The sequence below is a fragment of the [Rhizobium] kunmingense genome (genome assembly GCF_977018605.1).
Genome location: NZ_CDRNXG010000003.1, coordinates 246,403 through 271,528, shown reverse-complemented (window position 1 = coordinate 271,528; position 25,126 = coordinate 246,403). Strand labels below are relative to the sequence as shown.

The 25,126-nt window shown below is 56.0% G+C and carries 21 protein-coding genes and 1 pseudogene; 9 read left to right on the top strand and 13 right to left on the bottom strand.

Going from position 1 to position 25,126, the window contains the following annotated elements; genetic code table 11:
- Positions 1-84: 84 nt before the first annotated feature.
- Positions 85-948 (bottom strand): capsular polysaccharide synthesis protein, encoded by an 864-nt coding sequence (locus AC0JZ4_RS25535; protein ID WP_471889317.1) that lies wholly within the window; start codon positions 946-948, stop codon positions 85-87.
- 269 nt (positions 949-1,217) lie between these two features.
- Here AC0JZ4_RS25535 and AC0JZ4_RS25530 point away from each other — a divergent pair, with 269 nt between their 5' ends.
- Complete coding sequence (locus AC0JZ4_RS25530; protein ID WP_471889316.1) at positions 1,218-3,164, top strand: acyltransferase family protein; 1,947 nt, start codon at positions 1,218-1,220, stop codon at positions 3,162-3,164.
- 186 nt (positions 3,165-3,350) lie between these two features.
- Here the strand turns inward: AC0JZ4_RS25530 and AC0JZ4_RS25525 are convergent.
- A pseudogene (locus AC0JZ4_RS25525) lies at positions 3,351-3,510 on the bottom strand (ATP-binding cassette domain-containing protein); the annotation flags it as partial.
- 81 nt (positions 3,511-3,591) lie between these two features.
- The gene (locus AC0JZ4_RS25520) at positions 3,592-4,206 is read right to left on the bottom strand and encodes a J domain-containing protein (protein WP_471889315.1); all 615 of its coding nucleotides are present in this window, start codon (positions 4,204-4,206) and stop codon (positions 3,592-3,594) included.
- Between the two features lie 468 nt (positions 4,207-4,674).
- On the opposite strand from AC0JZ4_RS25520, the gene AC0JZ4_RS25515 reads away from it, so the two are divergent.
- Positions 4,675-5,088: a GFA family protein gene (locus AC0JZ4_RS25515; RefSeq protein WP_471889314.1), complete on the top strand. Its 414-nt coding sequence runs from the start codon at positions 4,675-4,677 to the stop codon at positions 5,086-5,088.
- Positions 5,089-5,873: 785 nt separating this feature from the next.
- Here AC0JZ4_RS25515 and AC0JZ4_RS25510 read toward each other — a convergent pair.
- From AC0JZ4_RS25510 to AC0JZ4_RS25495, 4 genes are read right to left on the bottom strand one after another with little or no spacing between them, the layout of a single operon-like run.
- Positions 5,874-7,025 carry a site-specific integrase gene (locus AC0JZ4_RS25510; protein ID WP_471889313.1) on the bottom strand — a complete coding sequence of 384 codons (1,152 nt, stop codon included), beginning with the start codon at positions 7,023-7,025 and terminating at the stop codon, positions 5,874-5,876.
- A gap of 9 nt (positions 7,026-7,034) precedes the next feature.
- Positions 7,035-8,126, bottom strand: coding sequence for a hypothetical protein (locus AC0JZ4_RS25505; RefSeq protein ID WP_471889312.1), 1,092 nt, complete (start codon positions 8,124-8,126; stop codon positions 7,035-7,037).
- A 56-nt stretch (positions 8,127-8,182) separates the two neighbouring features.
- Positions 8,183-8,596, bottom strand: coding sequence for a type II toxin-antitoxin system VapC family toxin (locus tag AC0JZ4_RS25500; protein ID WP_471889311.1), 414 nt, complete (start codon positions 8,594-8,596; stop codon positions 8,183-8,185).
- Positions 8,596-8,835 carry a type II toxin-antitoxin system Phd/YefM family antitoxin gene (locus AC0JZ4_RS25495; protein ID WP_471889310.1) on the bottom strand — a complete coding sequence of 80 codons (240 nt, stop codon included), beginning with the start codon at positions 8,833-8,835 and terminating at the stop codon, positions 8,596-8,598. Before AC0JZ4_RS25495 ends, AC0JZ4_RS25500 begins: the two co-directional genes overlap by 1 nt.
- Positions 8,836-9,026: 191 nt before the next feature.
- Between AC0JZ4_RS25495 and AC0JZ4_RS25490 the strand changes: the two genes are divergently transcribed.
- The 6 genes from AC0JZ4_RS25490 (at position 9,027) to AC0JZ4_RS25465 (ending at position 14,465) form a co-directional block, all read left to right on the top strand.
- Positions 9,027-10,166 (top strand): RHE_PE00001 family protein, encoded by a 1,140-nt coding sequence (locus AC0JZ4_RS25490; RefSeq protein WP_471889309.1) that lies wholly within the window; start codon positions 9,027-9,029, stop codon positions 10,164-10,166.
- A gap of 62 nt (positions 10,167-10,228) precedes the next feature.
- Positions 10,229-10,720, top strand: coding sequence for a hypothetical protein (locus tag AC0JZ4_RS25485; protein ID WP_471889308.1), 492 nt, complete (start codon positions 10,229-10,231; stop codon positions 10,718-10,720).
- A 104-nt stretch (positions 10,721-10,824) separates the two neighbouring features.
- On the top strand, positions 10,825-12,381 hold the full coding sequence (locus tag AC0JZ4_RS25480; protein WP_471889307.1) for an HTH domain-containing protein: 1,557 nt from the start codon (positions 10,825-10,827) through the stop codon (positions 12,379-12,381).
- Positions 12,365-12,982 carry a class I SAM-dependent methyltransferase gene (locus AC0JZ4_RS25475; RefSeq protein WP_471889306.1) on the top strand — a complete coding sequence of 206 codons (618 nt, stop codon included), beginning with the start codon at positions 12,365-12,367 and terminating at the stop codon, positions 12,980-12,982. The genes AC0JZ4_RS25480 and AC0JZ4_RS25475 overlap by 17 nt, the downstream gene beginning before the upstream one ends.
- On the top strand, positions 12,979-13,821 hold the full coding sequence (locus AC0JZ4_RS25470) for an SIR2 family protein (RefSeq protein ID WP_471889305.1): 843 nt from the start codon (positions 12,979-12,981) through the stop codon (positions 13,819-13,821). The genes AC0JZ4_RS25475 and AC0JZ4_RS25470 overlap by 4 nt, the downstream gene beginning before the upstream one ends.
- Positions 13,818-14,465: a non-canonical purine NTP pyrophosphatase gene (locus AC0JZ4_RS25465; protein WP_471889304.1), complete on the top strand. Its 648-nt coding sequence runs from the start codon at positions 13,818-13,820 to the stop codon at positions 14,463-14,465. Before AC0JZ4_RS25470 ends, AC0JZ4_RS25465 begins: the two co-directional genes overlap by 4 nt.
- A gap of 571 nt (positions 14,466-15,036) precedes the next feature.
- On the opposite strand, the gene AC0JZ4_RS25460 is transcribed toward AC0JZ4_RS25465, so the two are convergent.
- Positions 15,037-16,068: an IS110 family RNA-guided transposase gene (locus AC0JZ4_RS25460; protein ID WP_471889303.1), complete on the bottom strand. Its 1,032-nt coding sequence runs from the start codon at positions 16,066-16,068 to the stop codon at positions 15,037-15,039.
- A gap of 102 nt (positions 16,069-16,170) precedes the next feature.
- On the opposite strand from AC0JZ4_RS25460, the gene AC0JZ4_RS25455 reads away from it, so the two are divergent.
- A protein-coding gene (locus AC0JZ4_RS25455) for an IS5 family transposase (protein WP_471889420.1) occupies positions 16,171-16,949 on the top strand; the annotation gives its coding sequence in 2 pieces (ribosomal slippage) (positions 16,171-16,503 and positions 16,506-16,949; 777 coding nt in all).
- Here AC0JZ4_RS25455 and AC0JZ4_RS25450 read toward each other — a convergent pair.
- The 5 genes from AC0JZ4_RS25450 to AC0JZ4_RS25430 form a co-directional block, all read right to left on the bottom strand.
- Positions 16,926-17,510, bottom strand: coding sequence for a hypothetical protein (locus AC0JZ4_RS25450; RefSeq protein ID WP_471889302.1), 585 nt, complete (start codon positions 17,508-17,510; stop codon positions 16,926-16,928). The two genes, AC0JZ4_RS25455 and AC0JZ4_RS25450, sit on opposite strands and share 24 nt — an antisense overlap.
- Positions 17,507-20,518: an N-6 DNA methylase gene (locus AC0JZ4_RS25445; protein WP_471889301.1), complete on the bottom strand. Its 3,012-nt coding sequence runs from the start codon at positions 20,516-20,518 to the stop codon at positions 17,507-17,509. Before AC0JZ4_RS25445 ends, AC0JZ4_RS25450 begins: the two co-directional genes overlap by 4 nt.
- A gap of 650 nt (positions 20,519-21,168) precedes the next feature.
- Positions 21,169-22,215: a glutathione synthase gene (locus AC0JZ4_RS25440; protein WP_471889300.1), complete on the bottom strand. Its 1,047-nt coding sequence runs from the start codon at positions 22,213-22,215 to the stop codon at positions 21,169-21,171.
- On the bottom strand, positions 22,215-24,104 hold the full coding sequence (locus tag AC0JZ4_RS25435; protein ID WP_471889299.1) for a flavohemoglobin expression-modulating QEGLA motif protein: 1,890 nt from the start codon (positions 24,102-24,104) through the stop codon (positions 22,215-22,217). The genes AC0JZ4_RS25440 and AC0JZ4_RS25435 overlap by 1 nt, the downstream gene beginning before the upstream one ends.
- Entirely contained in the window at positions 24,101-24,991 is an 891-nt protein-coding gene (locus AC0JZ4_RS25430; protein ID WP_471889298.1) for an N-formylglutamate amidohydrolase, read from the bottom strand. The genes AC0JZ4_RS25435 and AC0JZ4_RS25430 overlap by 4 nt, the downstream gene beginning before the upstream one ends.
- Between the last annotated feature and the right edge of the window lie 135 nt (positions 24,992-25,126).

The following is a 25,126-nucleotide window of genomic DNA, read 5'->3' as shown; positions in this document are numbered from 1 at the left end:
GCCAGGTTCTCTCGCTTCTCTTCTTCCTATCGATCTCGGCAACAAATCTGTGCAAGCGAAGTATTAGCTTGACTGGGGCCATACCTAGGCCTCTGATTTCTTTAGGAGCGCGTCTATCATTTTTTGCAGATCCACGTCCCGCTTTTCCGACATCGCTTTTTGCAGCTCCGGCTCGTCTGTCTCTGTAGTCGAGCTGATCTTCAGAACCGGAATCGCGGCTAAATCCACTTCGAATGGTACAGCTTCTGCGAGATCTTTCTGCGTGAGGATGCGCTTCAGAAGTGATGGGCCCTTCGCTGAAATTTTGGGAGTGGCTTCCCATATAGCGGCCGCACGTCTGTCTTTGCGGATTAGGTACTCGAATAGGTGCATCACCCAAAAATAATGGCCAACTTTGCCCGCTCGGCCGTAATAACGAAGTGCGGCGTTTGCCCATCGATCTACCAAGTAGTTATCCGGTGCCGCGGCTAGAAACCAGCTCTGGATTATTCGGCCTGGATAAGTTTCGGGAAATGCGAAGAAACCAGTCTGCATCAGCGGAGGCAACCACTCGTCTAGGGGGCGAACACAAACGCAGGTCGCGTCGACCCAGACGCCGCCATACTTTTGAAGCAGAGCAAGTCTGATCGCGTCAGAACGGCCTTGGATTTTTCCTTTACCGTTGGGCTCTTCGAATCGAACTAGGTATGGCAGGATCTGGTCGTTGAGAACCTCAATCCTCCAATCAGGGTTTTTGGCAATCCAGCTCTTTACGGCATACTGGACGAAAGTTGGGGCCTCATCTATGGGCTTGTCCCAGTAGATCCATATGGTCCTAGGAAGTTTCTTGGGCAGCGCGTCCACCGCGTAGCTGTAATTTCTAACGTGGAGCTCGCGCTTCCCGATTATCGACCGCCGGATTGAATGAGAGATCTTTTTCCAAAGTAAGTAAGTATCGAAGAGCAGCATAGCGTTCCTCAAGCCGTCGATTTTGTTGGGACTGGTTCCCATACAACAATCTGAAAAGCAAGCCGATCAGGATTGCTCCCCCTTAAGCAGAATTGCTCGTGTTTTTTATCCGACCCGTTCGATGGAGCTTTCCTCGAAGCGGTTTTTCATTCCTGGAAGGATCGCCAACTGCTGCAGATAAAACCACCTTCTGCGCAAGCACCATTGCTACGTCAAAGGCCCCTGTTGTATCGAGCGCTAACCAACGCCTTGGGTTGACGGAGACAATAGTGAAATACCGCGCAGATATTGATGGGTTGAGAGCTGTCGCCGTATTGTCAGTGGTTGTCTTTCATGCGTTCCCGCACTTCCTCACTGGCGGTTTCGTCGGGGTAGACATATTCTTCGTGATCTCCGGATATCTCATCACTCGGATTGTGACTGAGGAACTTGCCGAAGGTCGCTTTTCGTACACCCGGTTCTATCAGCGTAGAATAGCGCGGCTTGTGCCTGCCTTCGTTGTTATGGCTGCCACAACGACAGCATTGGCATATCTATTCTACGCGCCATATGACTTGGAGCGCTATGCGAAGAGTGTCGTTGCTGCCGTTCTCATTTACTCCAATCATTACTTTCTCCATGGGACTGGATATTTTGAGGCGCCCACAGAATTAACGCCCATGTTGCACATGTGGTCCCTGTCCGTCGAAGAGCAATTTTACATAATTTTTCCGTCTATCCTCGTGTTATTCGTAAAAAGGAATAAGAGCGCGCCACTGCTGATCGGAGCATTGGCGGCCACTTCTTTTGCCGCTTCCTTTGTAATGCTGCCCAGAATGCCGGAAACGGTATTCTTCCTGTTGCCATTCAGGGCTTGGGAGTTGCTGATCGGCGCGTTTCTGGCGGTCAAACCGGTCTCGTTAAAGCCTACTTTTGGGTTGATCGGAGCCGCGTTGATTGCTTACCCAGTCATCGTTCTAAACGAAAGCTCGCCTTTTCCGGGTTGGAATGCTCTCGCACCCTGCCTAGGCGCAGCTTTGATAATTAGCAGCCGCTCATCTTTTGTTTCGAAGGCTCTATCGCTTCCTTGGCACAACTATATCGGCAGAACATCCTACTCGTTCTATCTTTGGCATTGGCCTGTAATCACCTTCGCTACCTATTTCCTCGGTCGAGCGATGAACCTCCTCGAGGGCATAGCGGCAATACTGGCCTCATTCTGTTTAGGTGTGCTGAGCTACCATTTCGTGGAGCTTCCGTTTAGAGGAAGGCGACAGGCTTCGATGACTGGGGGCATCCTCCTTTTCGCGTGCGTTTTGCTAGCCTTCAATTTCTACCTGAATCGGACTGACGGCGCCCCTTGGCGCTTGCCTCCAGAGCTCCAGGCGTGGACAGAAGAAGCACGTAAACCTGCCGGACCTCCCTCATCGCAGTGTAAACTGCCCGAGTTGATCGCTGCCGACGCAAGGCTTTCACCTTTAGAGCGCTTCCCTGAGGCCAGGATTTGCAAGATTGGGGATCGGACCGCATCGGTGCAGGTCATCGTATGGGGCGATAGCCATGCAAACGCGATGGCTCCTGCACTGGACACCTGGCTGGCCGCGCGGGGCATGGCAGCCTACAGCCTTACTAAAGGGGGATGTCCTCCACTCATCGGTCTTGAGCGCCAAGACTCGAGCCAGTGGCAATGCCGCACGTTCAATGATGCCGCGCGGGCTGTCGTGAATGCTATCGACACTCGCACTATTTTTATTGCCGCGAGGTGGCCCTATTACGTTGAAGCGGCACCATTTGGCTCTGAAACCCGCAACCCGCCCGTATTCGGCCAAACGGCTGAGGATAACGCTTCACTTGTCCGAATTTCCCTTATCGATACCCTGAGTTGGGCGAAGGCCAATGCAAACACAGTTGCATTGGTTGGCCCGACCCCCGAAATCAGCGAGGATGTCGTGAGGGGTCTTGCAAGGCGGAGTTTTCAGCTATCTCCCATGTACGTGTCGGTGGACAGGCCACTGGTCGATCAGCGCCAGGCAAGAACAATCGACATTCTGAAGCAGGTTTCAAGCGATGCACGTGTGGAGTACATAGATATTCTGCCGCTTTACTGCGATGAACGAACCTGCCTTGGTGGCAATGATCAGCAGCTGACATTCGTAGACAACAATCATCTTGCGCCGGCTGCCGCCAAGAGAATGGAAAGACTGCTCACCCCATATATCAAAGGCGGCGGCAACTAGCGGTAGGGCAACAGGCTATGGTCTCAATTTTATAGTGCGGCAATCTGCATCATCCGGATTATAGGCAAGCACAGCGATGGAACCGCACCGGATTTGCAGGAGGCTCCATGTGTGGATGCCCCGTTTCATGCAAGCGGTTTCGAAAATTCCAGCATATGCGATCGAGTGCGGTCATGCGTCAGGCCGTTCGAAGTTGGAGACGGCTTCATCCAGGATGGCCAGGTTTGGATCGTCGGCCAGCGTGCGCGATACCACCCCGCTGCAATTGCCCGCCGCTGACCTGCGCCGGAAGCTGGCCGGCGATGTCGGCCGCCAGTTCAACAAGTGGCAGCAGTTCCTGGATGCGGCCCCCCTCTGGTGCTCGGTCGGCCTGCCTTCAGGGGACGCTATTATAGTAGGTCGGAGACAAGGTAGCTACGGTCGCTACTCAACAGAAGTGGTTGAGCTTCAAGATTTTATACGCCTCAATTGTGGCGCGCATCTCGTCTTCGGTCGTACGGCTCCCTTCGTTGGCATCAGGGTGGAGCATCTTTATGCGGAGTTTGTAGCGAGTCCTGATGTCTTCAGGAGCTGCATCCTCTGGAAGACCGAGCGTCTCGAAAGCCCTTGCTTCCAAGACCCGCAGTTTCCGCTTCCGAGCCTCAGCGTCTCTAGCACTCCGTTGCGCAGCCGACCGCGTTGCATTGATGCTCTTGGCTGATCCGGACCGTGCTGTCGACGGCAATGGGGCCTCGCGGCTCGCTGGCGATGCAAGTTCTCCCATCACCTTCCGAATGCCGGAAGCTGCTTCTTTTTGGTAACGCGCGACCTCCGGACTGGAGAGCGCACTCGAATAGTTATAGCCGCGGTTAAATTCTTTTACGTGCTCTGTGCAGAACAGAAAGAAGAGGCCGTCACCCTCTTGTCCTACGGGCGCCCTATGGAGTCCGACCTGATCGCAGCCATCCCAATGGCATTTCGGGCCGATGGACGCACTCTTAGGCGATGCCTTGCTACTGCGGACGGACTTGAGGCCGACGAAGATTTTTGAAGGGGAGGTCATCGCTGGTGTATGCCGGGGTTGAGGATTACAGACAAGACCGTTTTGACGGGCCAACGTGAGTATGCCGCAAAGAGGGCGGGGTAAGTCGGCCCAGCAGAAACATACGAGGGTGAACACCCGAGTTGCGGGGTGGACCGCCAGGCGAATGGCGGACTTGAGGGCAGGGGACGCGAATGTGCCGGTCAGCCCACGCCATTTCGTCAGCGTCGACCAGGTGGCCAGCCGCCGGGGCACGGTGGCGGGAGCATGCGGTCAGACTGTCTTCTGAAACCCCTGGCTCGGGAGGCCCTGCTTTACCTTTTCCGCTTCGCACCGAGCGCGGATCTGCATTTTCCGCTGTCCGCCTTTCGAGGCCCACGCTGTTGTGTCGCCGGGTATTGGAATATAATCTCGGACGTTGGATGATGAGGTCAAGAAGAATGCTTGGGAAATCCTGCCCAACACAACTGCCGAAGCGGGAGATGAGCCTTGGAGATACATACAGGCGGCTGCCGGTGCGGCGCCATCAGGTTCGTGGCCAAATCGAAGCCATTCTATGCTGCCTATTGCCATTGCTCTGATTGCCGGCGGGCCAGCGGCGCACCGGTTGCCGCTTTCGTCGGATTTTATGCCAAAAATGTCAATTTTCGCGATTTTGAAGGAGCAACCTACGGTAGCTATCCCATTCAGCGGAGCTTCTGCCCCACTTGCGGGGCGCCCATCGCCTACCGGGATGCTCGCATCAGTGATCAGATCTTCTTCATGATGGGGGCTATGGATGATCCTGGTCGGTTCCCGCCGACCATACATGGGTATGCTGGCTCGCAGCTGCCGTTTCTACACTTGGACGATGGACTTCCTCGTACAGAGGGGAACACTGCGCCTCGTCCTGGGGGAAGCTAACACGGTCTTGTAGCTACTGTCGTCTCTGCCGGCTGGACGCGGCTCACGATATCGGGAAGACGTTGACACCAGCAAGACGCCGGAAGAGGAACGCGAGGAGGCGGGCGGGACAGGCTATCTTGGCGCGATCAGGAAGTGACATCCAAAAACGGACCGATCACTGTCCCTTCAGAGCTTGGAACGAATTGGAACAGAGCCTGTTGACCCTGACCTAGTGAAAGGAAAGGTCATGCTCAAGTTAATCTCATCCACGCTCGTAATCGCCTCGCTATCCACTGTTTCACTGGCACAAGAGCGCGCACCAGATGCGCAGAAGCAGTCGGAGCGCTCCGAGCGTACGGATCGAGCCCAGCCGACCCCCAACCAAACTGGATCGTCTGACGCAAAGACCTCCAAGGATGGCACGTGGAGCGGCAGCTGCGTCCAGCAGGGCAACAGCGGCGCCCCTTCCGCTACGGCGGGTACGACTGACGGCAGTGGAACGACGGTCAACAACTGTTAGCGTGAAAGCTTTCCTGGCACTTTCGTGCAATTCCGTCATCTTCGTGAAAGCCTCCCTTACGGCGCCACGATAAGCATTAGCAACGCCGGTTTCCTAAGATCGGGGAGTTGCCGGCGGAGTTCCGCCGCATTGGGGGACGGACCTGATGCGGCGGTTCATATGAGGTCAGGCGCTTGGTGTGAGAGCTATACCAAGTCATCTTCGCCACATGATTAGTGTTACGACGCTTGCGTTCAAGATCAGTTCCCTGTCCTTTCAGGTGACCGCAATGAGCCGACAGGCCCTAGAGCATCCTTGCCGCCCGGCCGCTGCGGCGAGTAGCGTTGTTGTAATAGCTTGACGCCTGCTGCACCGACCGATGCCGCGACTGCTCCATTGCCTCGGGCAGCGGAATGCCGAGATTGGCGGCCTCGGTCAGATACCCGGACCGCAGTCCGTGCGCTGAGAACTCGCCACTGTGTAGACCAGCCATCTCCGCCCGCCGCTTGACGATATCATTGACCGCTTTCGGATCGAGCACCCGCTTCGACACATTGCCCCAGCGATCAACCTTTCGAAACACGCTTCCGCTTTCGATCCCAGCAGCCGTAATCCAGACATTCAACGCCTCTACCGGCCGGCCGGTGAGATAGACGACCTCGTCGTGATCGGCACCGGACGTTTTCGTCCGTCCGAGATGAATGGCGAGAGAGGGGAGGGGAGGGCTGCCCTCGACAACGATCGGCGGCTCGACCGTCAGCTGCTCACGGCGCAATCCGGCAATCTCGCTGCGCCGGCGGCCGCCAGAGGCAAACGCCACCATCAATATCGCCCGGTCGCGGAGATCCCGCAAACTGTCGCTCGCACAGGTCGCCAGCATTTTCGCAAGCACATCACCTGTGACCGCCTTGGCACTCTTCCTTTTGCGCGGCCTGGGCGTGGCTCGTACAGCGAGGCGGATCGCCGACTTGAGGGCAGGGGACGAGAAGGGGCCGGTCAGCCCGCGCCATTTCGTCAGCGTCGACCAGCTGGCCAGCCGCCGGCGCACGGTGTCGGGCGCATGCGGGCCGACCGTCTTCAGAAACCCCTGGCTACGGAGGTTCTGCTCCACCTCCGCAGGCATGCCGTGCTCCGGATCGCTTTGGCGCTTTGCCGGATCCCACAGGTGATGCGCTACGAACTTTAGCAGCAGCGCTTCAGGCGCCGGCCAGGAGAGGGATTTTCTCGTGGCCGCCAACGACCAGGCCTGCAGATAAGCCAGATCCGAAGTGAGTGCCCGAAGGGTATTTTCGCCCATGCCTTGATTGACCAGATGGCGCAGGGTTTCGACATCCTGATCGGTGAGCAGTTCGGCGAGCTCGTCGCGACGCTCCATCGGCAAGACAGCAGCGATTGTGTCGAGTTCACCGGCTCGGCGGTCGACAGGCGATTTTGCGCTCGAGTGTCGCTCAGCCATTCTTCGCCCCTAGAACAGGTAGGGCCGCTCGGCCCAGGACAGAAGCACCTTTGCGTCGGCATCGGTCAGGCCAATGCGATTTCCGCGCAGGGCAGCGGCAATTGCCGGACCAACATCCGGATCCACCCACTGCCCATGCGCCATGAAGAAGAACCACGAGAAGGGAACACCTTGCTCCGCGTCGAACAGCTCGAACTGCTCCAGGAGGCGGTGGATGGACGAGCCATCGTCAGTCGTGATCCGCATGGTGGGCTCGCGGAGCGGGCGCGGGATAAAACTGATGTTCTGCTCGCCGCGTTCCTCAAACCCGCGAATGTCGAATGCCCAGTGCTCGTGGATCGCGGCACCGGCCGCACTGGATTGCTCCCAGTCGGCGAAGAAACGGTTTTCACGCGGCAGCTGATCAAACCAGTCCGGATTGGCATCCAGAAACGGAATTTCGCGGCTGGAGTTTTCGTCGACAACCCGAACCGTGCGAGCCTGCATTTCTGAGCGCTGCGCCTCTCTCTTGTCCCGCTCGATCCGGGCAAAGCGTGCAAGCAGGCCGCGCATGTGGACGACGGCCGTGCCGGCATTGCCCGACAGTCGGTAGACCGGACCGGCCACAGGGGGCCGGGAAGGCCTGGCGTCCCGGTCAATCCAGGAGGGCTGGAGCAAGGATTCGATCAGGCGAGGGGCAAAATCCGGATCGACAATCGGCCCGGCCAGCCATTCCGTCTCCTCGACCAGCGAGATCTGTAGAAAATCCGCGGCACCGGGCCCCGTCGATGCCGCTGCATAGACCGGTCTGCCACGCCATTCGGCGATCTGCATGTCGCTTTCCCTGTATCGCTTCCACAGGGCGGTGAGATCCCCACCGCAGGCAGCAAGCTGCGCCTCGACCCATTGCTTATGGTCGTCCAGCCGGTTGCCGTCCGCGTCGATTACGCTGCGATCGGTGCGCCAATAGGGAAGATAGACGGAGCTGAGTCTGAACTCAAATCCGGGAAAGGCAGACGACAGGGCATGGAGGAGGCCATTCTCACCACCGCGCTCCTTGAGCGCGTTCAGCATGCTCCCTACGGAAACGCCATCGGGCAAGCGGATCGGTTCGACGGTCATGCATGCTCCCGAAACAATGCAAAGGTGCCAGCCACCCTTGCTGCCATAACGCCCGGTCAGTCGCCGTGGGCGAATGGCCCGAGGACAACAACACCTTCCTTGCGCGCCGCCGCGGCGAGTTTCCGATCGAGTGTCGCCAGCGGAACGCTGCGGTTGAGGGCAAGTGCCAGATAGGCCGCGTCATAGGCGCTCAGACCGTGAGACCCCGACAGCAGCAGGACATAGCCATCGCCGCCAATGCCGGCATCATCTAGCGGCAGCCGGCGAACCCGTTCCATGTTGACCAGAGCGGCGCCGGCGGCAATCCGGCCGCGGCGCTCGGACATGGCGAGGATATTGCGGATCTCGAAGAAGAACAGTGACGGGACAGGGCAGGGGGCGTCGATCGTAGCGATCACCGACTCGGCCGCGTCGGAAAACTCTTCCGGCAGCAGCCAGGCGGCCGCCATCGACGCATCGATGACAAACATTAGCGGCGCCCTTCATCGCGCCAGGAGAGAATTTCTTCATGGGTGGAAGGCGATGCCTTCAGGCGGGCGGCCCGGACTTCGGCGAGCAGCAACTGCAAGTCGTTCTCCTTGCGCATGCGGGTGACGTGGGCGATTGGATCGTTGCCGCGGGCAATAACAAAATCTTCGCCGGCCTCGACGCGGGTAAGCAGGTCGGACAGATGCGTTTTCGCTTCGGAAATTTTAACGGTGGTCGTCATCGGTGCAAACCTCTGCGTTTGGCTTCAAGCACCAAGATAGGCGCCTCTCCGGTGCTGGTCAAGCAGTTGGTCTAATCACTTCCGATAAGAGATACTTATCGATGGTTATAAGCCCAACTGGCAATAATGCCATGTGAGGAACCTCAATATTCAGATAGCGTTCGCGTAAGGAATCCTTTACCATAAAATCAATGGCTTACGATCTCGCAAAAATCAGCATATCTGCGCTAATGCGACCGTCTTTCGACGCCGGCATCGCGCTCACCCGTCTCGACGAGCGCATCGCTCGGTCGCCGGTCGGCGCCGGCTTGCTGGAGCGGCAAAATTACGCCGATGCCTGCGCCTCGCTCTGGATCGACGGCGAACTCGTCCATCTCGAAGACCTCGTCCTGCACGATGCGCTTCGCGATACCCGCACCCCCACCCACGAACTCACCATCGCCCGCGACGTGCTGCGCACCCGCCGGCGGGTTTCCGGGCAGTCGCCGGACTGGGCGCTATCGCCGGACGGTCTGCGTATGTTGCGGCAAACATCGGAAATTATGTCGGCTGACACTGGCGAAGCGCTGACGGGTGCCGTGACCCGGCGGGCGGTTGCGATGGATGCGGAAGTGGAGGGGGAGGATGTCGATGACGTCAAAGATCTGCCGGGCGTCGACTATGCCGCCATCGATGCGACGTTAGCGCGATCGTCGGCCGCGATCGAGAACGCAACCTGGCCTGGTGGGGCCAAGGGCCGCGCTGCAGCCGAGAAGGATGCGATGATCTACGATCTCGACTGGGACGAGGATGCGCGGCTCGACGAATGGCGCGGCGTACTGCGGCAGACCGAACACCTGCCGGCGGTGTTTCGGACGATCGTCGCCCTCGATGCCTGGAACGAGATTTTGGTCCTGCAGCATGCGCCCTGGCTTGGCCGACTGTTGTGCGCCTCCATCCTACGGGAAGCCGGCATCACCACGCAAAATCATCTCGCCGCCATCAACCTCGGCCTCAAAACCATCCCGGTCGATCGGCGCCGCAGTCGCGATCGCGAGACGCGGCTGCTCGCCATCGCCTACGGCCTTCTGGCGGCTGCCGAGATCGGCATGAAGGAGCATGATCGGTTGGCGCTGGCGAAAACCATGATGGACAGAAAGCTCGAAGGACGGCGGACGTCTTCAAAACTGCCGGAACTGGTTGAGCTGGTGATGGCGCGTCCGCTCGTTTCGGCCGGGATGGTGGCGAAAACGCTGGAGGTGACGCCGCAGGCGGCGCGGCGGATCGTTTTGGAACTCGGACTGCGCGAGATGACGGGGAGGGGGAGGTTTCGGGCTTGGGGAATTTGCTAGGTTTCTATGAAGACTGTTGCTAACTCAGATCGATAAACTGGAGACCAACATGAGACGTTTAGATGGATGATATGGCTGTTGTCTCTATAGTAATCTCAATTCTCGGATTCCTCGTTGCATTGGGGGCCGCGCTTTCGGCAAAGAGGCAAGCCAAGTCTGCTGAGGATCAGGCGAGCCACGCTGAAGCGCAAGCCGACGCAGCAAAAACCCAAGCAGCTTTAGCGGAGATGCAATTGAAGCAGCTGCAAAAAAAGATTGGGATGGTGACGGACCCCGATAAGATGTTCGAAGTTCTGCCAACTTGGTATGTGCGGAGGATGGGTCAAGACGACTGGGGTTTCGGCTTGCTACTAACGTCATCAGAGGTTCTTGCAATTGCTCGGATCGAGGCATTGTCGAGTGACGGGCAATGGTTGGAAGTTACTATGCTGGAACGCGGGCAGGGGCCTGAGGATATTAACGACATCCCCGTTTTGTACGCGCCAACTGATCGTCTGAGGGCATCAGTCAAAATAGCGAACATTGAAGCCGCTTTCGAGCTTTGGACAAGTTAGCGCGACGAGGTCCCGAATAAAAATACCGGTGGATTACCACAGGAATACTGTCGCTCAACTGAAAGCCTGCTAACTTCAAATAAAAGTTGTAGGCATGTGTGAAATTGGAAGATGTCACTTATCTCTGGGTGGCCGAGGCCGTCTTACGCAAACATAAGCGTCCACTGAACGCGCGTACGCTGGTTGATTACGGTCAAGAAGACGGCTTATTTCCGGCGGCTGGCCTCAGTCACACGCCTCAAAAATCCATGCAAGCGCGTCTGAGCATGGACATTCTAAACAACGAGCACTCGGTATTCGTGCGCACGGGTCCTGGACGGTTCTTCCTCAAGGAACTGATACCGAGTGTATCGAGCAACGAAGAGAACCCTATTCGGATCTATCAAGCGGAGCGGAGGACACCCACTCCATCGACCGAAATGGTCTTGTGTATTCCGAGGCACGTACATCAGCTCTTTCTGGATTACCAAGGCGTCGGACATAAGAACGTTCGCAATCCGATCGAGCTACTTCACGACAAGCAGATTGCATACGTGCCAAGGTCAGTGGCGGAAACCGATGATGACTACAAGCAAGTAGTCACCTACACTATAATTCAATGGCAATCGAAAATACTTTCTTTCAGAAGGGGATTATACAACCGCGCGGCAAACTTCTTGCGTGGGGCGCAATGCGTAGGTTTCGGGGGACATGTTACCGACATTGATCGGGACCTGTTTTCGCAATGGGATCACGGCGTCCGGCAGAATGCTGCCCGCGAGATATCAGAAGAATTAATTCTTCCCAATGGACGGCCGCAGATAAATCCCAACAAGCTCGAGTTTCTGGGAATACTGAACGACGACTCGTCGTCCGTTGGGGTTCGACACTCAGCGGTAGTGCTGCGGTATTGGGTTGATGATTGGGCCAGTTGGAAGCATGTGAAAAAAGGTGAAGTTTCAATAAATCGGCTTCGCTGGCTAGATACGATTGATGATGCAATAAATTTGGCCGATTTCGAGTATTGGTCGCAGCTAACCATTCGGGCTTTTTTCCAGAGCTCAATGACGATGGTCCCTGGATACAAGATTCAGAGGAAGGCAGTTTTCCATATGCCTCACATTCTCTGTGTCGTCGGTTCAATTGGTTCTGGCAAATCTGCCACCAGCAAGCTTCTTTCTGGAAGCTACGGATACCGCTCTGTGAACTCGGGCCAGGTTCTCGCGGGCATCATGGGATTGCCGCCTATTCCTACAACGTCTAGATCCGAATTTCAGGCGGCTGCAGAAAACTTTATTAATGAACCAGACGGGCCGAGCCGCTTGGGGAAGGCTTTAGCCGAAGCTGCGTCGGAGTTGAGTTGCGAGCGGGTTTTGATTGACGGAATCCGGCATCCTGAAACCCTTGAGGCTTTGAAGGAAAACGCGACCGCACCCGTTGCCATGCTGTTTGTCTATACTCCGCCTGACGTAGCCTACGAAATGTACCGATATCGCGAAGGCCATGGCGAGCAGAAGCTCTCATTTCCCGACTTCGTGCGCCTTTATACGGCACCAGTTGAAAGCAAGATCCGATACATGATCGGTGATGCCGATGTCGTGACGTTCAATTGGTTGGGTATGGATGGTTACGAGATGGCTCTCAAAAAGCTTATGGAGGATTTAGATGTTGACCGAAGCTGACGGTGGCTACGACCAAGGCTATCGAGCTGTCGTCGGCTTCTGGGGAAAGGAGCCTGCCAGCTTAGTTGCAAACTTTCTGGCGCTTCATGATCCGTCGGGAATGAAGGTGCTGGATGTGGGCGCAGGTGAAGGTAAAAATGCGGCAGCTTTTGCTCGACTTGGTGCCAAGGTCGATGCGATCGAGATATCTTCAACCGCGATCGAGAACGGTATGAAGTTGTTCCCCAATCTCGACATCAACTGGATGAATACGGACGCTGTTGAATACAAGACGTCTAATTCTCAATACGATGTGGTGGTTTGCTATGGTCTTATTCATTGTTTGCAACGAGAGGCCGATGCGCGTCAGCTTATCGCTAAGCTCCAAGATTGGTTGAAACCTGGTGGAACGCTTATTCTTGTCTCGTTCAACGACGGCAGCCACGATTTATCTGCGCATCCGGGATTTCAACCGTTGTTACTTAGCCATAGTTGGTTTGAGGCTCGTCTTAGCGGTTGGAATATCATCAGCAGTACGGATACGATCCTGTTTGAAACTCATCCCCACAACGGAATACCCCATCACCACGCCATGACGCGGATCTCTGCGGTGAAACCATGAGGGCCACAGTTCCAACCGAGCTTAAGAAATTATATCGGCAAGGCCGCGTAGTCCCCTTCGTTGGCGCAGGGGCCTCGATGTCATTGAGTTGGCCGTCATCAGATGGAAAAAGTGAGAGACGGGGGCCGTCCTGGACCGAGCTGGTAAATGAGGCGTGTCGTCAGCTAGGATATGAGGACCCCGAACTGCTTCGGTACCGCGGAACGGATCTCCAGATCCTCGAGTTTTTTGAACAGAAGAAGGGAAATTTCGCCCCCCTGACCAATTGGCTGGTCAGAAGGTTCGACGTCGATGACGGTGCAATTGCCAGTTCTGCGGTTCACAATTCGCTGTCGCGCCTCGAAGAATCCACCAAATTCTACACGACAAATTACGATGATTTACTTGAACGATCGTTGAGGCTCGCTGGGCGAACCGTAAAGGTGGTAGCAAGCGAACGGGACATGGGATCCAACGACAAAGTTACCGAAGTCGTCAAATTTCATGGTGATTTTGACAATCCCACTGCCATGGTATTTTCTGAAGGGCATTATTATAGCCGGCTGCGGCTCGATAGCCCGCTGGACTTCAAGCTTCGCTCCGATCTCTTGAACCGTGTGGCACTCTTTGTCGGATACAGCTTTAGGGATCTGAACGTCGGTTTTCTTTTCAATCTTTTAAATGAAATGCTCAAGACTCTACCTGATAGTGATACCGGAAAGCGCGCTTACATCGTGGTCAACAATCCGTCCGATTTTGAATATACGCTCTTCAAGAAGCGAAACATCGAGATCATTCCGACGTATGGTGACGATAGAACTGCAACGTTAGCCGAAGTCCTAGACGAGGTCGTCTCATGAAAATGCGCACTATTTTTTACGCAACGCGCAGTCGATTTAAGAACGAAGAGCTCGCGATAATTGCCGATGAAACTTTCTTGGATGCTCTGAACACGCCTCAACGGATCGGCGATTTTGTCGACTTTCGTGTATCGGATGTAAGAACTGAAGAGCCTCTTGCGATAGATCTTGAGGCAATGGTCCGGCATAAAGCAAGGTCCGCCTATAAATCGATATTGGCACCATGCATAGTCGAGCACGCTGGGCTGATCCTTGAGAATAATTTTGGTGAAGGCTTCCCTGGTGGTCTTACGCAGCCGATGTGGGACGCATTAGGTCCCGAGGGCTTCCTGACGCGGGTTGGGTGCGCCGGGGAACGAGCAACAGCTCGAGCTGTTGTGGGATACTGTGACGGAACGCAGACCTACTCGTTTGTGGGCGAAACCCAAGGCACCATAGCTGGATCGCCGAGAGGTGAGCGGGCCTTTTATTGGGATGTAGTTTTTTGCCCTGACGATGGAGCTGGAAAGACTTATGCCGAGATAGCCGGTGAACAGGACGGCTTGCGGACGAAACTCAAAATTTCCCAATCAACGAAGGCAATTAAGGCCTTTGCGAGCTTCCTAAAAACTCAGAATGGAAATGCATTGTTCGCACTTGGCTGAACGGGATCCGTCGAATTTAGGATTCAGCACGGTCGCCGATAAACATCTTGCTGCGCTACCGCTCGCGACGAGCGTACCCAACCACTATCGTGGGCCCTTTCAACGCTATGATGCGTGACGCTCAGGTAAGCCATAGGTGCCAGATAGCTATCGAACCGGGGCTGACTGGGGGAGCGCCGGCATGAGGATACACAAATTGACGCCCGTGCTGGCTGAGTGCCATATCGGCTTTAGTTGATCCGCATGCAGTCGCCGACTTTTCGACTAGGCAGTGTCCCCATAAACGGGGTTCATCTTGTTGACGGTGTGTGATTCATATGTGGAACGGCCCGGTTAGCAAGGTGTTTTCCTCGTAAGTCTCCATCGGACGGTGCATTCATATGTTCGGCCTGTTGATGCGGTATAGACCGCTGGCCACGATGAAGTCCGCAATGTCGATCGCCTAATCAATCTCACGCGCACTACGGCGCCCTGAATCACACGGTCTGATCGATATTGAGGTTGCGTTCCGTTGGTTCATCACGCTGTTGTACCTTGCCGCTATCCCGGCGCCTGACGCCGAGAATCCCGTCTACGCTTTCATCATGATCGCCGGAGTCTGATATGTCCCACCTTTCACGAGAAGCGCCCATATCGTACGCGCTATTTTGTTAGCCAGCGCTACTGCTGCGACCTTATAGGGCCTCCGCTCCAGCACAGAGGCGATCCAGGCTGGTAGTTTCGCTCCTCGTCGAGCCTGCTTCAGGATCGACGTCGCGCCAACAACTAACAATGTCCTCAACTGTTTGTTGCCACGTTTCGATATTTTACCAAGCCGCTCTTTTCCCCCGCTGGAGTTCGCTCTTGGCGTGATGCCAATCCAGGCAGCCAAGTCGCGCCCTGTCCGAAAGCCTGCGGGGTCGGGAACTGAAGCCCGGACAGTCGCTGCAATGATGGGCCCGACGCCTGGGATCGTTGTCAGACGGCGAGCGGCATCATCTGCTTTCACTGCGGCGACAATCTTGCTGTCGAGCTTTTCGATCCTCTCCGTCAAGATTTCGATTTGCTCAGCCATTTCCAAAAGCGCCACCCGAGCTGAAGGGGGAAGTCGATGATCCTCTTCGTCACGTACGATGACAACGAGCTTGGCGATGCTGGGCATCCCGGTTGCGGCAATGATGCCAAGTTCGGCCATGTGGGAGCGCATGGCATTTGACATCTGGCTGCGCTGCCGGACTAGCAACTCTCGCGTCTTCAAAACCATACCGGCGGCTTGTTCTTCTGCGGATTTAACGGGTACGAAGCGCATTGTCGGACGCGTCACCGCCTCACATATGGCCTCTGCATCTGCGGCGTCCGTTTTATTTCTTTTCACGTAAGCTTTCACATAGGCAGGTGGCATCAGACGAACCGTATGACCGAATGCTCCGATCGCGTTCGCCCAATAGTGGGCGGTGCCGCAAGCTTCGATACCGATCAGGCAAGGCTCGATGGAGCGGAAAAAATCAAGCACCTGCGAACGCCTCAAGGAACGGCGAACCGCGACTTTTCCATCTCCAGTCACGGCATGGACCTGAAAGATCGACTTGGCTAAGTCAAAACCGATTGTGGTAATCTTCTCCATGGAACGGTTCCTTCAAAAGTGTGGTGATTAGCGTCCCCACAATAGGCATCCTTGATGCCGGTTCGAAGGGCCGTTCCACACCATCAATCTCCCAGAAAGGAGATTGCCATGCGCCGTCACGAATTGAGCGACGAAGAATGGGCCGTCATCGCACCACTGCTGCCGAACAATAGCCGTGGCATTAAACGTGTTGACGACCGCCGGGTGATCAATGGCATCCTGTGGCGCTTCAGAACCGGATCGTCCTGGCGAGATGTTCCGGAGCGTTATGGCCCCCGCACGACGCTTTACAATCGGTTCTCCCGCTGGCGCAAGGCAGGCGTCTGGGATCGTCTTCTGGACGCCGTTTCAAAGCGTTACGATGGAGACATCATGATGATCGACAGTTCTTGTGTTCGTGTTCACCAGCATGGTGCCAACGCTAAAAAGGGGGCTTTGCCGATCCTTGCATGGGACGTTCTCGCGGCGGCCTGACGACAAAGATCCATGCTCTTGTCGATGCTGATGGCTTGCCGGTTCGACTGGAACTCACCGCCGGCCAAGCCGCAGATGCACCGATGGCTGAAAAGCTGTTGAGCGACCTGCAGCGCGGCGCGACGATCCTCGCCGACAAGGCATATGACACCGATGCAATTCGCAACTTTGCCAAGCAACGCAAATGCTGGGCGAATATCCCGGCGAAGGCCAATCGAAAGCAGACATTCAGCTTCAGTCGATGGGTCTACCGTCAGCGCAATCTCGTGGAACGGTTCTTCAACCGCATCAAGCAGATGCGAGGCCTCGCGACACGATACGACCGGCGCGCTGATAATTACATGGCCGCCCTCAAGCTTGCCGCCACGAGGATATGGATCGCCTCAGCTAATGAGTCCGTGGCCTAGGTAAGTAGGAGGGCTTTGGCTGGCCGCTTTATTGAGAAAAGGGGTAAGCGTATCGGCGATCGTAGATTTGTCCCGAACGTATGCGACCATGAACGCTTCGCGGTTGCCCCAAGCATATTCACCGGCGACAAAGCGGGTAACACCGTTGTCGCAATACATTTTCACATCTTTTTTAAAATCAATAAGCTTCGCTTCGACAATTAGTGGGAAGCCGCGCGCACGATTTGTCAGTTGCAATGATATATCTGGTCGCTTTTCAAGGTGCGATCCATCAAAGCTAAGACTCTCTGTCCCTCTAGTAGCACAAATGACAATCTGCGAGAGAAGGCGGTCCTCATCGAGCATCGAATTCAGGCGGGATACAAGGAGTGCTGTAACCTCTGCTTCGCTTCCCCCTTCAACCGTCTGTATATTCGAATGACTAATTGCCTCGAACGCTTCGACCAGCTTCTCCGAAATGATCTCTAGGTGATCCGTATCAATCGCCGGCAAAGGAAGGCTGACCTTTCGGGTAAGTTCTGCGATCTGGTCAGGTCGCGGGTGAATTGTGCTCGCCCTCATGCGCGGCCTTTGCCTTTCAATACGTCTGAATGCTCCCAGATGATGCGTTGCGCGAGCAGTCTGGCCTGCGTCGCGCTCCAGTAACGCATCTGAGCCAGTCTGCAGATCAGCAAGCCGGTGCTCCCGGCGTGAACGATCATTTCAGTGGCCGCAAGACGGTCAGCTGCAGCCAATAAGGCTTCCAGTTCGCCCGCGGCTATCTGGTTTTTCACATCTGGCGAGACCCGGATTTCCAGCGCGAGCCACGGCGACGCGTTGGTGAGCTGAATCGGTTTGACAACTGCCTTTAAGCTGTATCGATCGCACCAAGGAGAAAGCTCCTCGGACAACCATGCACAGAATATAGACTGTTCCTCGGGCAACGGAGTGGCCTGCGCCAACCGCTTGTTTTCGCTGAAAGGGAGACTATAACGGAGCGTATCGGAGATGACACGCAAATCCTGATGGCCTAGACCATAGAGCCTCGCAACCCAAGCATCTGCGGCTTCCCAACTACCTTCGCCAGTGGAGAGCCGTTCGAAAAGGTCTAACAGGTCATTTTTCTGCTCAATGTTGAGCAAACGAAAATCTGGAATTGGGATTTTATCAAGGGTCGACTTTTCTATCACCTCACGCTCGAAGCCGAACTTTCCGCTGGTAACAAGCGCGATCCAAGTCACCAGCTTGCTTCCCAAGATGATCGCAAGATAGCGGACAAATACGCTGGCCTCGTCGAAATCATGGGGGCTGTAGCCGTAGAAGCTTTCGTTGAATACTAACGGCTTATCCGACACCGCGACTCCGATGCGCCCCGAAGTCGAAGGAGGAGACTGGTGGACGAGGGCAATGGGTCCGTGGAATATGGCGGGCGATCTTGGGTCGTGGATTCGCTCGTCGTTGAAGTAGGCGAGCTCGTCTGTCTCGATCAAAACTTTTGAGAGTGCTCCCGTGCCAAGCTCGGGCAAGCCTTTAAGATAGCTTGCATCGACACCAGGCAGCTTATCGCCGTTTTTCCGAACTCGGCTACTCTTCCTCAGTTTCTGATAACCGTTACCACTGCCAAGCAGATGCCCGCGCTCCAACCCGATCGTATCGCGCCAGAAAGCGTCCAGAGTTGGGAATCCCTTCGATCTAATGCGCTCGATAAGGCCCAAGTCCGCTCTAGTGCCCCGGTACAAGATTTTTAAGATTTCCGGGGTCTGTGAAAGAGATTGCGATGCAACTATCTCAGCGTTTAAGGCATCGACCCGCATTGAACCAGCATCATTCAATGCATCTTCTATCTTTGGACTAATCAAACGAAAGCCTGCGGTCGCACCTGGCTTCCTGTTTGTTGCAAAAAGAAGGCAAAACGGCGCAGCTATCTCAGGCCAAACCTTTGTTTGTCGTAGGTCGACGCCATTAATTACAGAGGTAACATCAAGTGCTTCAAAAAGAGCCTGCCGAGCCTCGGGCATCCCATCGCCTTGCTGAAACAACATGCGTGCATGCAAGGCAAATGCGATCTGTCCACCAGGCTTTGCCCATTCCATCGCCCGCCAAACGAATGGAAGATCAAGGCCCTCGTTTGGTAGCGGAGGGGCAGCGATCGAAATCTCACGGCTCTTCGCGATCTCACCGATCCTATCGACTACAAGCTGCCAGTCAGCCAAACCCGTCCCGCTTGCCCAGGGTGGATTTCCGATGACCACATCGTACTGCTGATTGTGCTTATCAGATACTGCCGGACCAAGGCTTCCGAGTGCCGCCCCTTCACTGTCGTCATCTCCTCGAAGCAAATGCAGAACGCGTCCGCGAAGATCTTTGAAGCGAAGCTTATCAACTGGGCGTGGTTCCGGGTCGAGCTCGATGGAAAGAAGATACAGACCAAGAGCCGCAAATCGCAAAGCCGATTCGTTTATATCAAAGCCCGAGATCTGTTCGTATAGAATCTGCCTGAGCCGTGGAGTTCCCGGGCGCTTTCCCTCAGACCGCCAGGTCTCAGAAACAAGCTCTCGAAAAGCTGTAAGAAGAAACACGCCCGCACCGGCAGCAGGGTCGAGAACACGCGCCCGGTGTGCTGTACCATCACGGCCAAGCGCCTTTAGCGATGCGCGGACTAAAAGATCGGCAATCGGTCGAGGCGTATAGTAGCCGCCCTCGCGCTTTTGCTGCGCGGGCGCGTATTGCCTCAGATGGAGTTCATAAGCTTGGCTCAAGACGCCGACAGGAATGTGGGCGAAGTCGAGATGGTCCCATTGTTCCTTCCAGCCAAGGTAAAGTTGCCCATCTGGAGCCCGCCGGAGGACATCACCGAGAATTTGGTAAGCTTTATCAGGAAGGCTTTCCCAAATGCCGTCAGTTAGAGGCAGAAGGTCGCCATTGAAGGTTTCGTCCAGCCACTCGGAGGTTTTCCTCGCCATACCGCGATTATCGAATAGCGTCGCAGCTGTCTCGACCTCAACCATCGCTGATGGAAGAAGGCTGCGATCAGCGAGAAACCTAGTAAAAAGAGCTCTACCCACCAGCGATATCGCATCATCGTGGTTCACCTTCGACACACCTACCAGCTTGGTGATCGAGCCGGTCAGCAAATTAAGAACAACGTTAGAGATCCAGTTTCGGCTACTTACCGTGGCGTTCGGACGCCCGTTTGCTAGCCGTGCAAAGGTTGTCAACCTGTCTGCGGCTGTCCCATCTTGTTTAACACGCGCCTCACTGAGCCTCTTGGCATCCAAGGCAATCCTAAAAACATCCAGTCTACCAGGACTGACGACACCTACATAAGGCGCATCCCCTCGCATAGCCAGAAGTCGGCGAATTCTTTGGAGATCGTCGTCCCCGTCGAGATCGTCGACGTTCACCAGAAACATTAGTGGCGCACCTTGCCACTCGCAAACTGCTGCCACTTTCGCAAGTGGGCCGTCCTGACGACGTCGCGATGCTACCAGAGTCGCATATGGAAGAAGATCCGGACCATCTTCATCAAGGAAAAGAAAACTCTCCGGATCTGCACCAAAATCGCGAGCGATCTCCTTTACATCAACCATCGAGAAGTCCCGAGGTCGTTAGGGCTGAAGTACTGGTCATCTTTCAAGGTCCAGATCTGTTTGGCGGTCGCCACCAAAATGCCCCGGCCTCCCGCCTCCCCGAGGCTTCTTGGGTGTAACCTCGACACGAGAAATGACTTGCCTGTAGTCACCGCCGAGGACGACGATACCCACCATAAGAACAACGATAAGGGCAAGGTGAGTGGGAATTTCGCCGGAACGTGCATAATTTGAGATCGAGTTCGGTTTCATTCCAATGAGTTCGGCAAATTCCCGAACACTCAACCCAGCCTTCCCTAGCTCTTCAAGGAATTCTGAGTATGGCATCGGCTCCTTACCACCCATTATTTTATGTAGAATAGCACATAGATTTATGTGGTCAAGAACTGGCGCCCCTTATGGATGCTCATCAGCATGCGATTGGAGCCTCGGTGGAGTGCAAACTTTAGTTGCAGTGTGAGATGTTTGCACGTTAACGAACGTAGGTCTATACATGTAGGTTGGAACTACCGCACTCGCCGAACAGTTCTGGGACGAAAACATCGCAATATCAATTTCTTCAAAGATCAAGCCGTTCGTTATTTTGGCAGGCCGTGGGTTCACATTCCATCAAGACCGCAGTGCCCGATCTACGAAAGATATTAGGAACCTTACAGCGTGGCGAGAGCGCGGTTATTAATCTGACCTGCGTAATTTTTCCGGATATCGACCTTCTGTTCCAACGCGGCGATGACATCGACCGAAAGGTCCACTCCGTGAAGCCCAGCAATATCCGGAAGACCGCCTGGGGTGAAGACGTTGATCTCGAGGATCTTGTCACCGACGATGTCTAGCCCGACGAGAAACATGCCGTCTTCGATCAGTTTAGGGCGAACCATTTCCGCCACAGCGAGGATTTCGGGTGTGATCTCGGCGGTTGCCGCAGTGCCAGCGGCATGCATGTTAGAGCGCACCTCGCCCTTCGCCGGAACACGACGCAGCGCCGCGTAGGCGCCGTCCCGCTGCAACGGGCGACCGTTCATCAGGAAAAGACGAATGTCGCCGGCGGTCGCGTCGGGAAGATAGCCTTGCGCGATCAGGTAACCTTCGCCGCTGACGGCCTCGAATATCTGGTTGAGATTGGCTTCCTTGCTGGAAGCGATCTTGAAAACGTTTTTCCCGCCGGAACCTTGCAGCGGTTTGAGGATGGCGCCCTGCTTCTGCTCGTCGATAAAGGCGCGGATCTCCTCGATGCTTTTCGAGATAAGGGTTGTTGGGCGAACCGCCTCAGGGAAGCCCTGGAAATAGAGCTTGTTCTGCGCCCGGGCCAGCCCGTCGGGGTCATTGAGCGTCAGCACGCCGCGTTCGGCCGCCAGTCGGCCGAAAATAATGCCGGCATGGGCTGCCCAGGGCCGCTCATCGGCATCCTGCGAGGGGTCATTTCGCAGAAACAGGACGTCTATGTCCTCGATCGGGATCGTCTGGATCTCAGCCTGCTCGCCCTGCAACGATGCTATGAATGCATCAGGCTTCCTGGACTTGCCTTTTTTGACAGTGGTCGCACGTACCATCAGGCTGTCGTCTGGGCGCAGCACGAAATCGCCTGGCGTCAGGTAACATACGTCATGGCCACGGGCGATTGCGGTGAGCGCAAGGGCTGTCGTCGTGTAGAACGCGGCCTCATCGGCAACCGAGTTCACAAAAAATGCAATCCGCATCACGTCTCCTGTCGTTGAATCATGTCGAGAGGACGCATGCCGTCTCTGGCGCGTGCCAGTCGGGTGCGACCGTCTTCGGTTTCGAGAAAGAGGGGACGAACCGCCGGTAGGCGCAGCAGGCCGCGCTCTGCCAACTCCTGCATCACACCGAAATGCGAGGCGGCTATCTTGCCCATCCAGAAGGGTTCGAGTGCGCCACCGGTGCGCAGGTGATCGAGCAGGGCAAGCAGTCCGCGCAGATAGATCGCATCCTTCGCCAGCCCGCCGCCGCGATAAAGCCGCAGAACGAGATTGAACGCGGCCGGCGGCGTAAAATTATGCTTCTCGACAAGAAGAGAATAGGTCTCGGAAAAGGTTGCTCCGTCCAGCATGGACGCACATCCGACCACCCGTCCGGCAATCAGCCTCAAGCGCGCCGGCGTCATGCCGCCCGACAGGTATTCGGCGAAAACAGCCAGACCTTCCTGCATGCCCTCATATCCCGCAAGGCCGGAGCGAAACAGCCGCAGGCCCTGAGCCGATCCGTTGAAATAGGTCAGCAGGTGGACACCGATCTCATGCGACAGCAGCGGCTCGACCCGGGCCAGGTCCATCACGGTGCTGCGTGCGATCAACAGCCGATGGCCAGATACCATGAGGCCGGACGGTAGATCGTCGCGAAGCTCGACAGAGACGTCGAACTCCTTCAGCCGGCGATGATAGGCGGAAATCATCGTGCGGGCACGTCGTTCCACCTGAAAGCAGTCCGCCATCCGGTCCTGTGCTCCCCCATCGTCATCGCCGCTCGGTTCCGTATTGGTAAGCTGCGACAGAATGATCTGCGCCTCGCGCAGCAGAAGGGGCTCCACCGGGCCGTACAGCGCCCGTCCGAATTCGACAAACTGCGGTTTCTGGCGAGAGGAAAGGAGCGAGAGCTGAAGATCAAGTTCCTGTTGTTTTTCGCGATAAAGCTGGTGCAGGACAGGGTCTTCGAGATGGTCGAAGGAAATCGAAAAGAGCTTCCGTTTTGTCGCCTCAACCTGCAGGGCAAGAGGACGGTACAGAAAGACAGGTTGATGCCCCTCTCGCTTGAAGGCTTCGAAAGCCGACTCGGCATTGATGGGCGTCACAGCCAGCAAGAAATCGAATGTCGAGGCCACTTCGTCAATGCTTCGGTCGACACGCGAGACCGCATCCACGAAGGCCCTGCGCCCGAGTGCCCGATGCGTCTTCGGCTGGAGGATTTTTCCAGCTTCGACGAAACGCGCGATGGCTCGCAGACCCGCGTCGAACAGGACCGACACCAATTGGTCGTGAAGTTCCGGATAAATCTGGTCGCTGCCGGGTTGCCGGTAGACGGGGGCAAACCTGACGGCAAGTGTCGAACAGCCGAGGTCACGGCCCAATGCCTTGTCTTCGCGCGCCGGAGGCGTTGCCGCGTGTTCGACGCGCGGCGTGCGAAACCGCGCCTCGCTGTCGCTGATCGCGGCGGAGAAGGTTTCAGCCGCCTCCGCCATGTCGGCGCTCGCCCATATTGAAATCTCGAATGGAGGCAGGAAAGGCGCATCGTCGGTCAGAAACCGATCCTGCTTCAACTCGCCGATGTCGAACAGGATGAATGCGCCGAACTGTTTGCACAGCGAAGCCTCAATCGCCTCGATCACCATGATCGCGGACGCCGCATGCGGTGCAATGAGATAGGACGCATTTGCCTGCGCGATGTCACGCGCTGCCGGTTCTGCCCCGTCCTCGGCGATATGGACGCAAAGAAACGGAAGCGGCCGGTCGATATGCAGCCGTCCTCCGCCGGGGAGGTCGCGCCGGATCGACTTGCCGTCGGCAAGGCAGGATACGATCTCGTCGAGCCAGCTGTCGTCACTGCTGCGAGTTTGCGACGAGGCGTGGGTCATGGCGGGCTCGCGAGTGTCTTCTCGAGTATCGGGACGGCTGTTGCAACGATCTGGCGAAGCTGGTCGAGGACACCGGTATCTGGTTCACCCGTCCATTCATCCATAAAAAACTTCTTGAACTCGACCGCGATTGCGCAGCCCGTTTTGGGAAAATGTTCGTGGATGAACCGCGTCTGTTCGCCCTTGCCCTGAAAGGCGACGTTTTCGCGTACGTCCAGCGGGCTGCCGTTGATCGTATGCGATCGGAAATGGGCGATGAGTGCATCGACTACCGGCGCCCAGCGCCCGCGGTCCATCGAGGATGTGCCTATATTGATGTCCGGTGCCTGCTTCGGCGGTGTAGGTCGAGCGGTTGGCCCGTTACGGCGATGATTGTAGCTGTGGATGTCGAGAACGACAAATCGGCCGAACTGGCGCTCGATTTCCTTCAGGAAAGGCAGCAGCATATCGTAATAGGCGTCATGGGTTCGTAGGGAGGCTTCTATCTGGTCGTCCGGAAGCGCTCCTGCCCACACATTCAAACCCCATGCCTGCTCCGGCGTCAGATATATGGCGCCCTCGCGATTGCGGTTAATGTCCACCTCGAAGCGCGAGCGATGAAAGACGATGCGATTGGGAACATCGCGAATGGTGAACTCGGTGTAGGGATCTTCCTCACGTAAACGCTCGTGATGATCCAGGCTGAATATAGACTGTAGGTTCAGTCGCGTAGAGTGTCCCTCATGGATCGCGGTTGCGATAATAGGCGACATGCCACGTTCGATGGTCCACAGCGCTGTAGGGGCAACTGGTGGTGTGATCAGAGTTTTCGGCGAGAATGCCCGGTCGAGCTCGACTTCCGTTGTCGACGCAGTCTTGAAGTGATCAGCAGACCTTGCGGATTGCATAGTGTGTTCTCCAGTGCGACTGGAGAACGCGCGTGCCCTTCGTTTGTTACGAAAGATAGTCAGAATTTGATCGCCAGCGATTTGGTGGCAGTCCAACCAGATATCGCCGATGTCGGTGGTTCGATTCCGTATAAA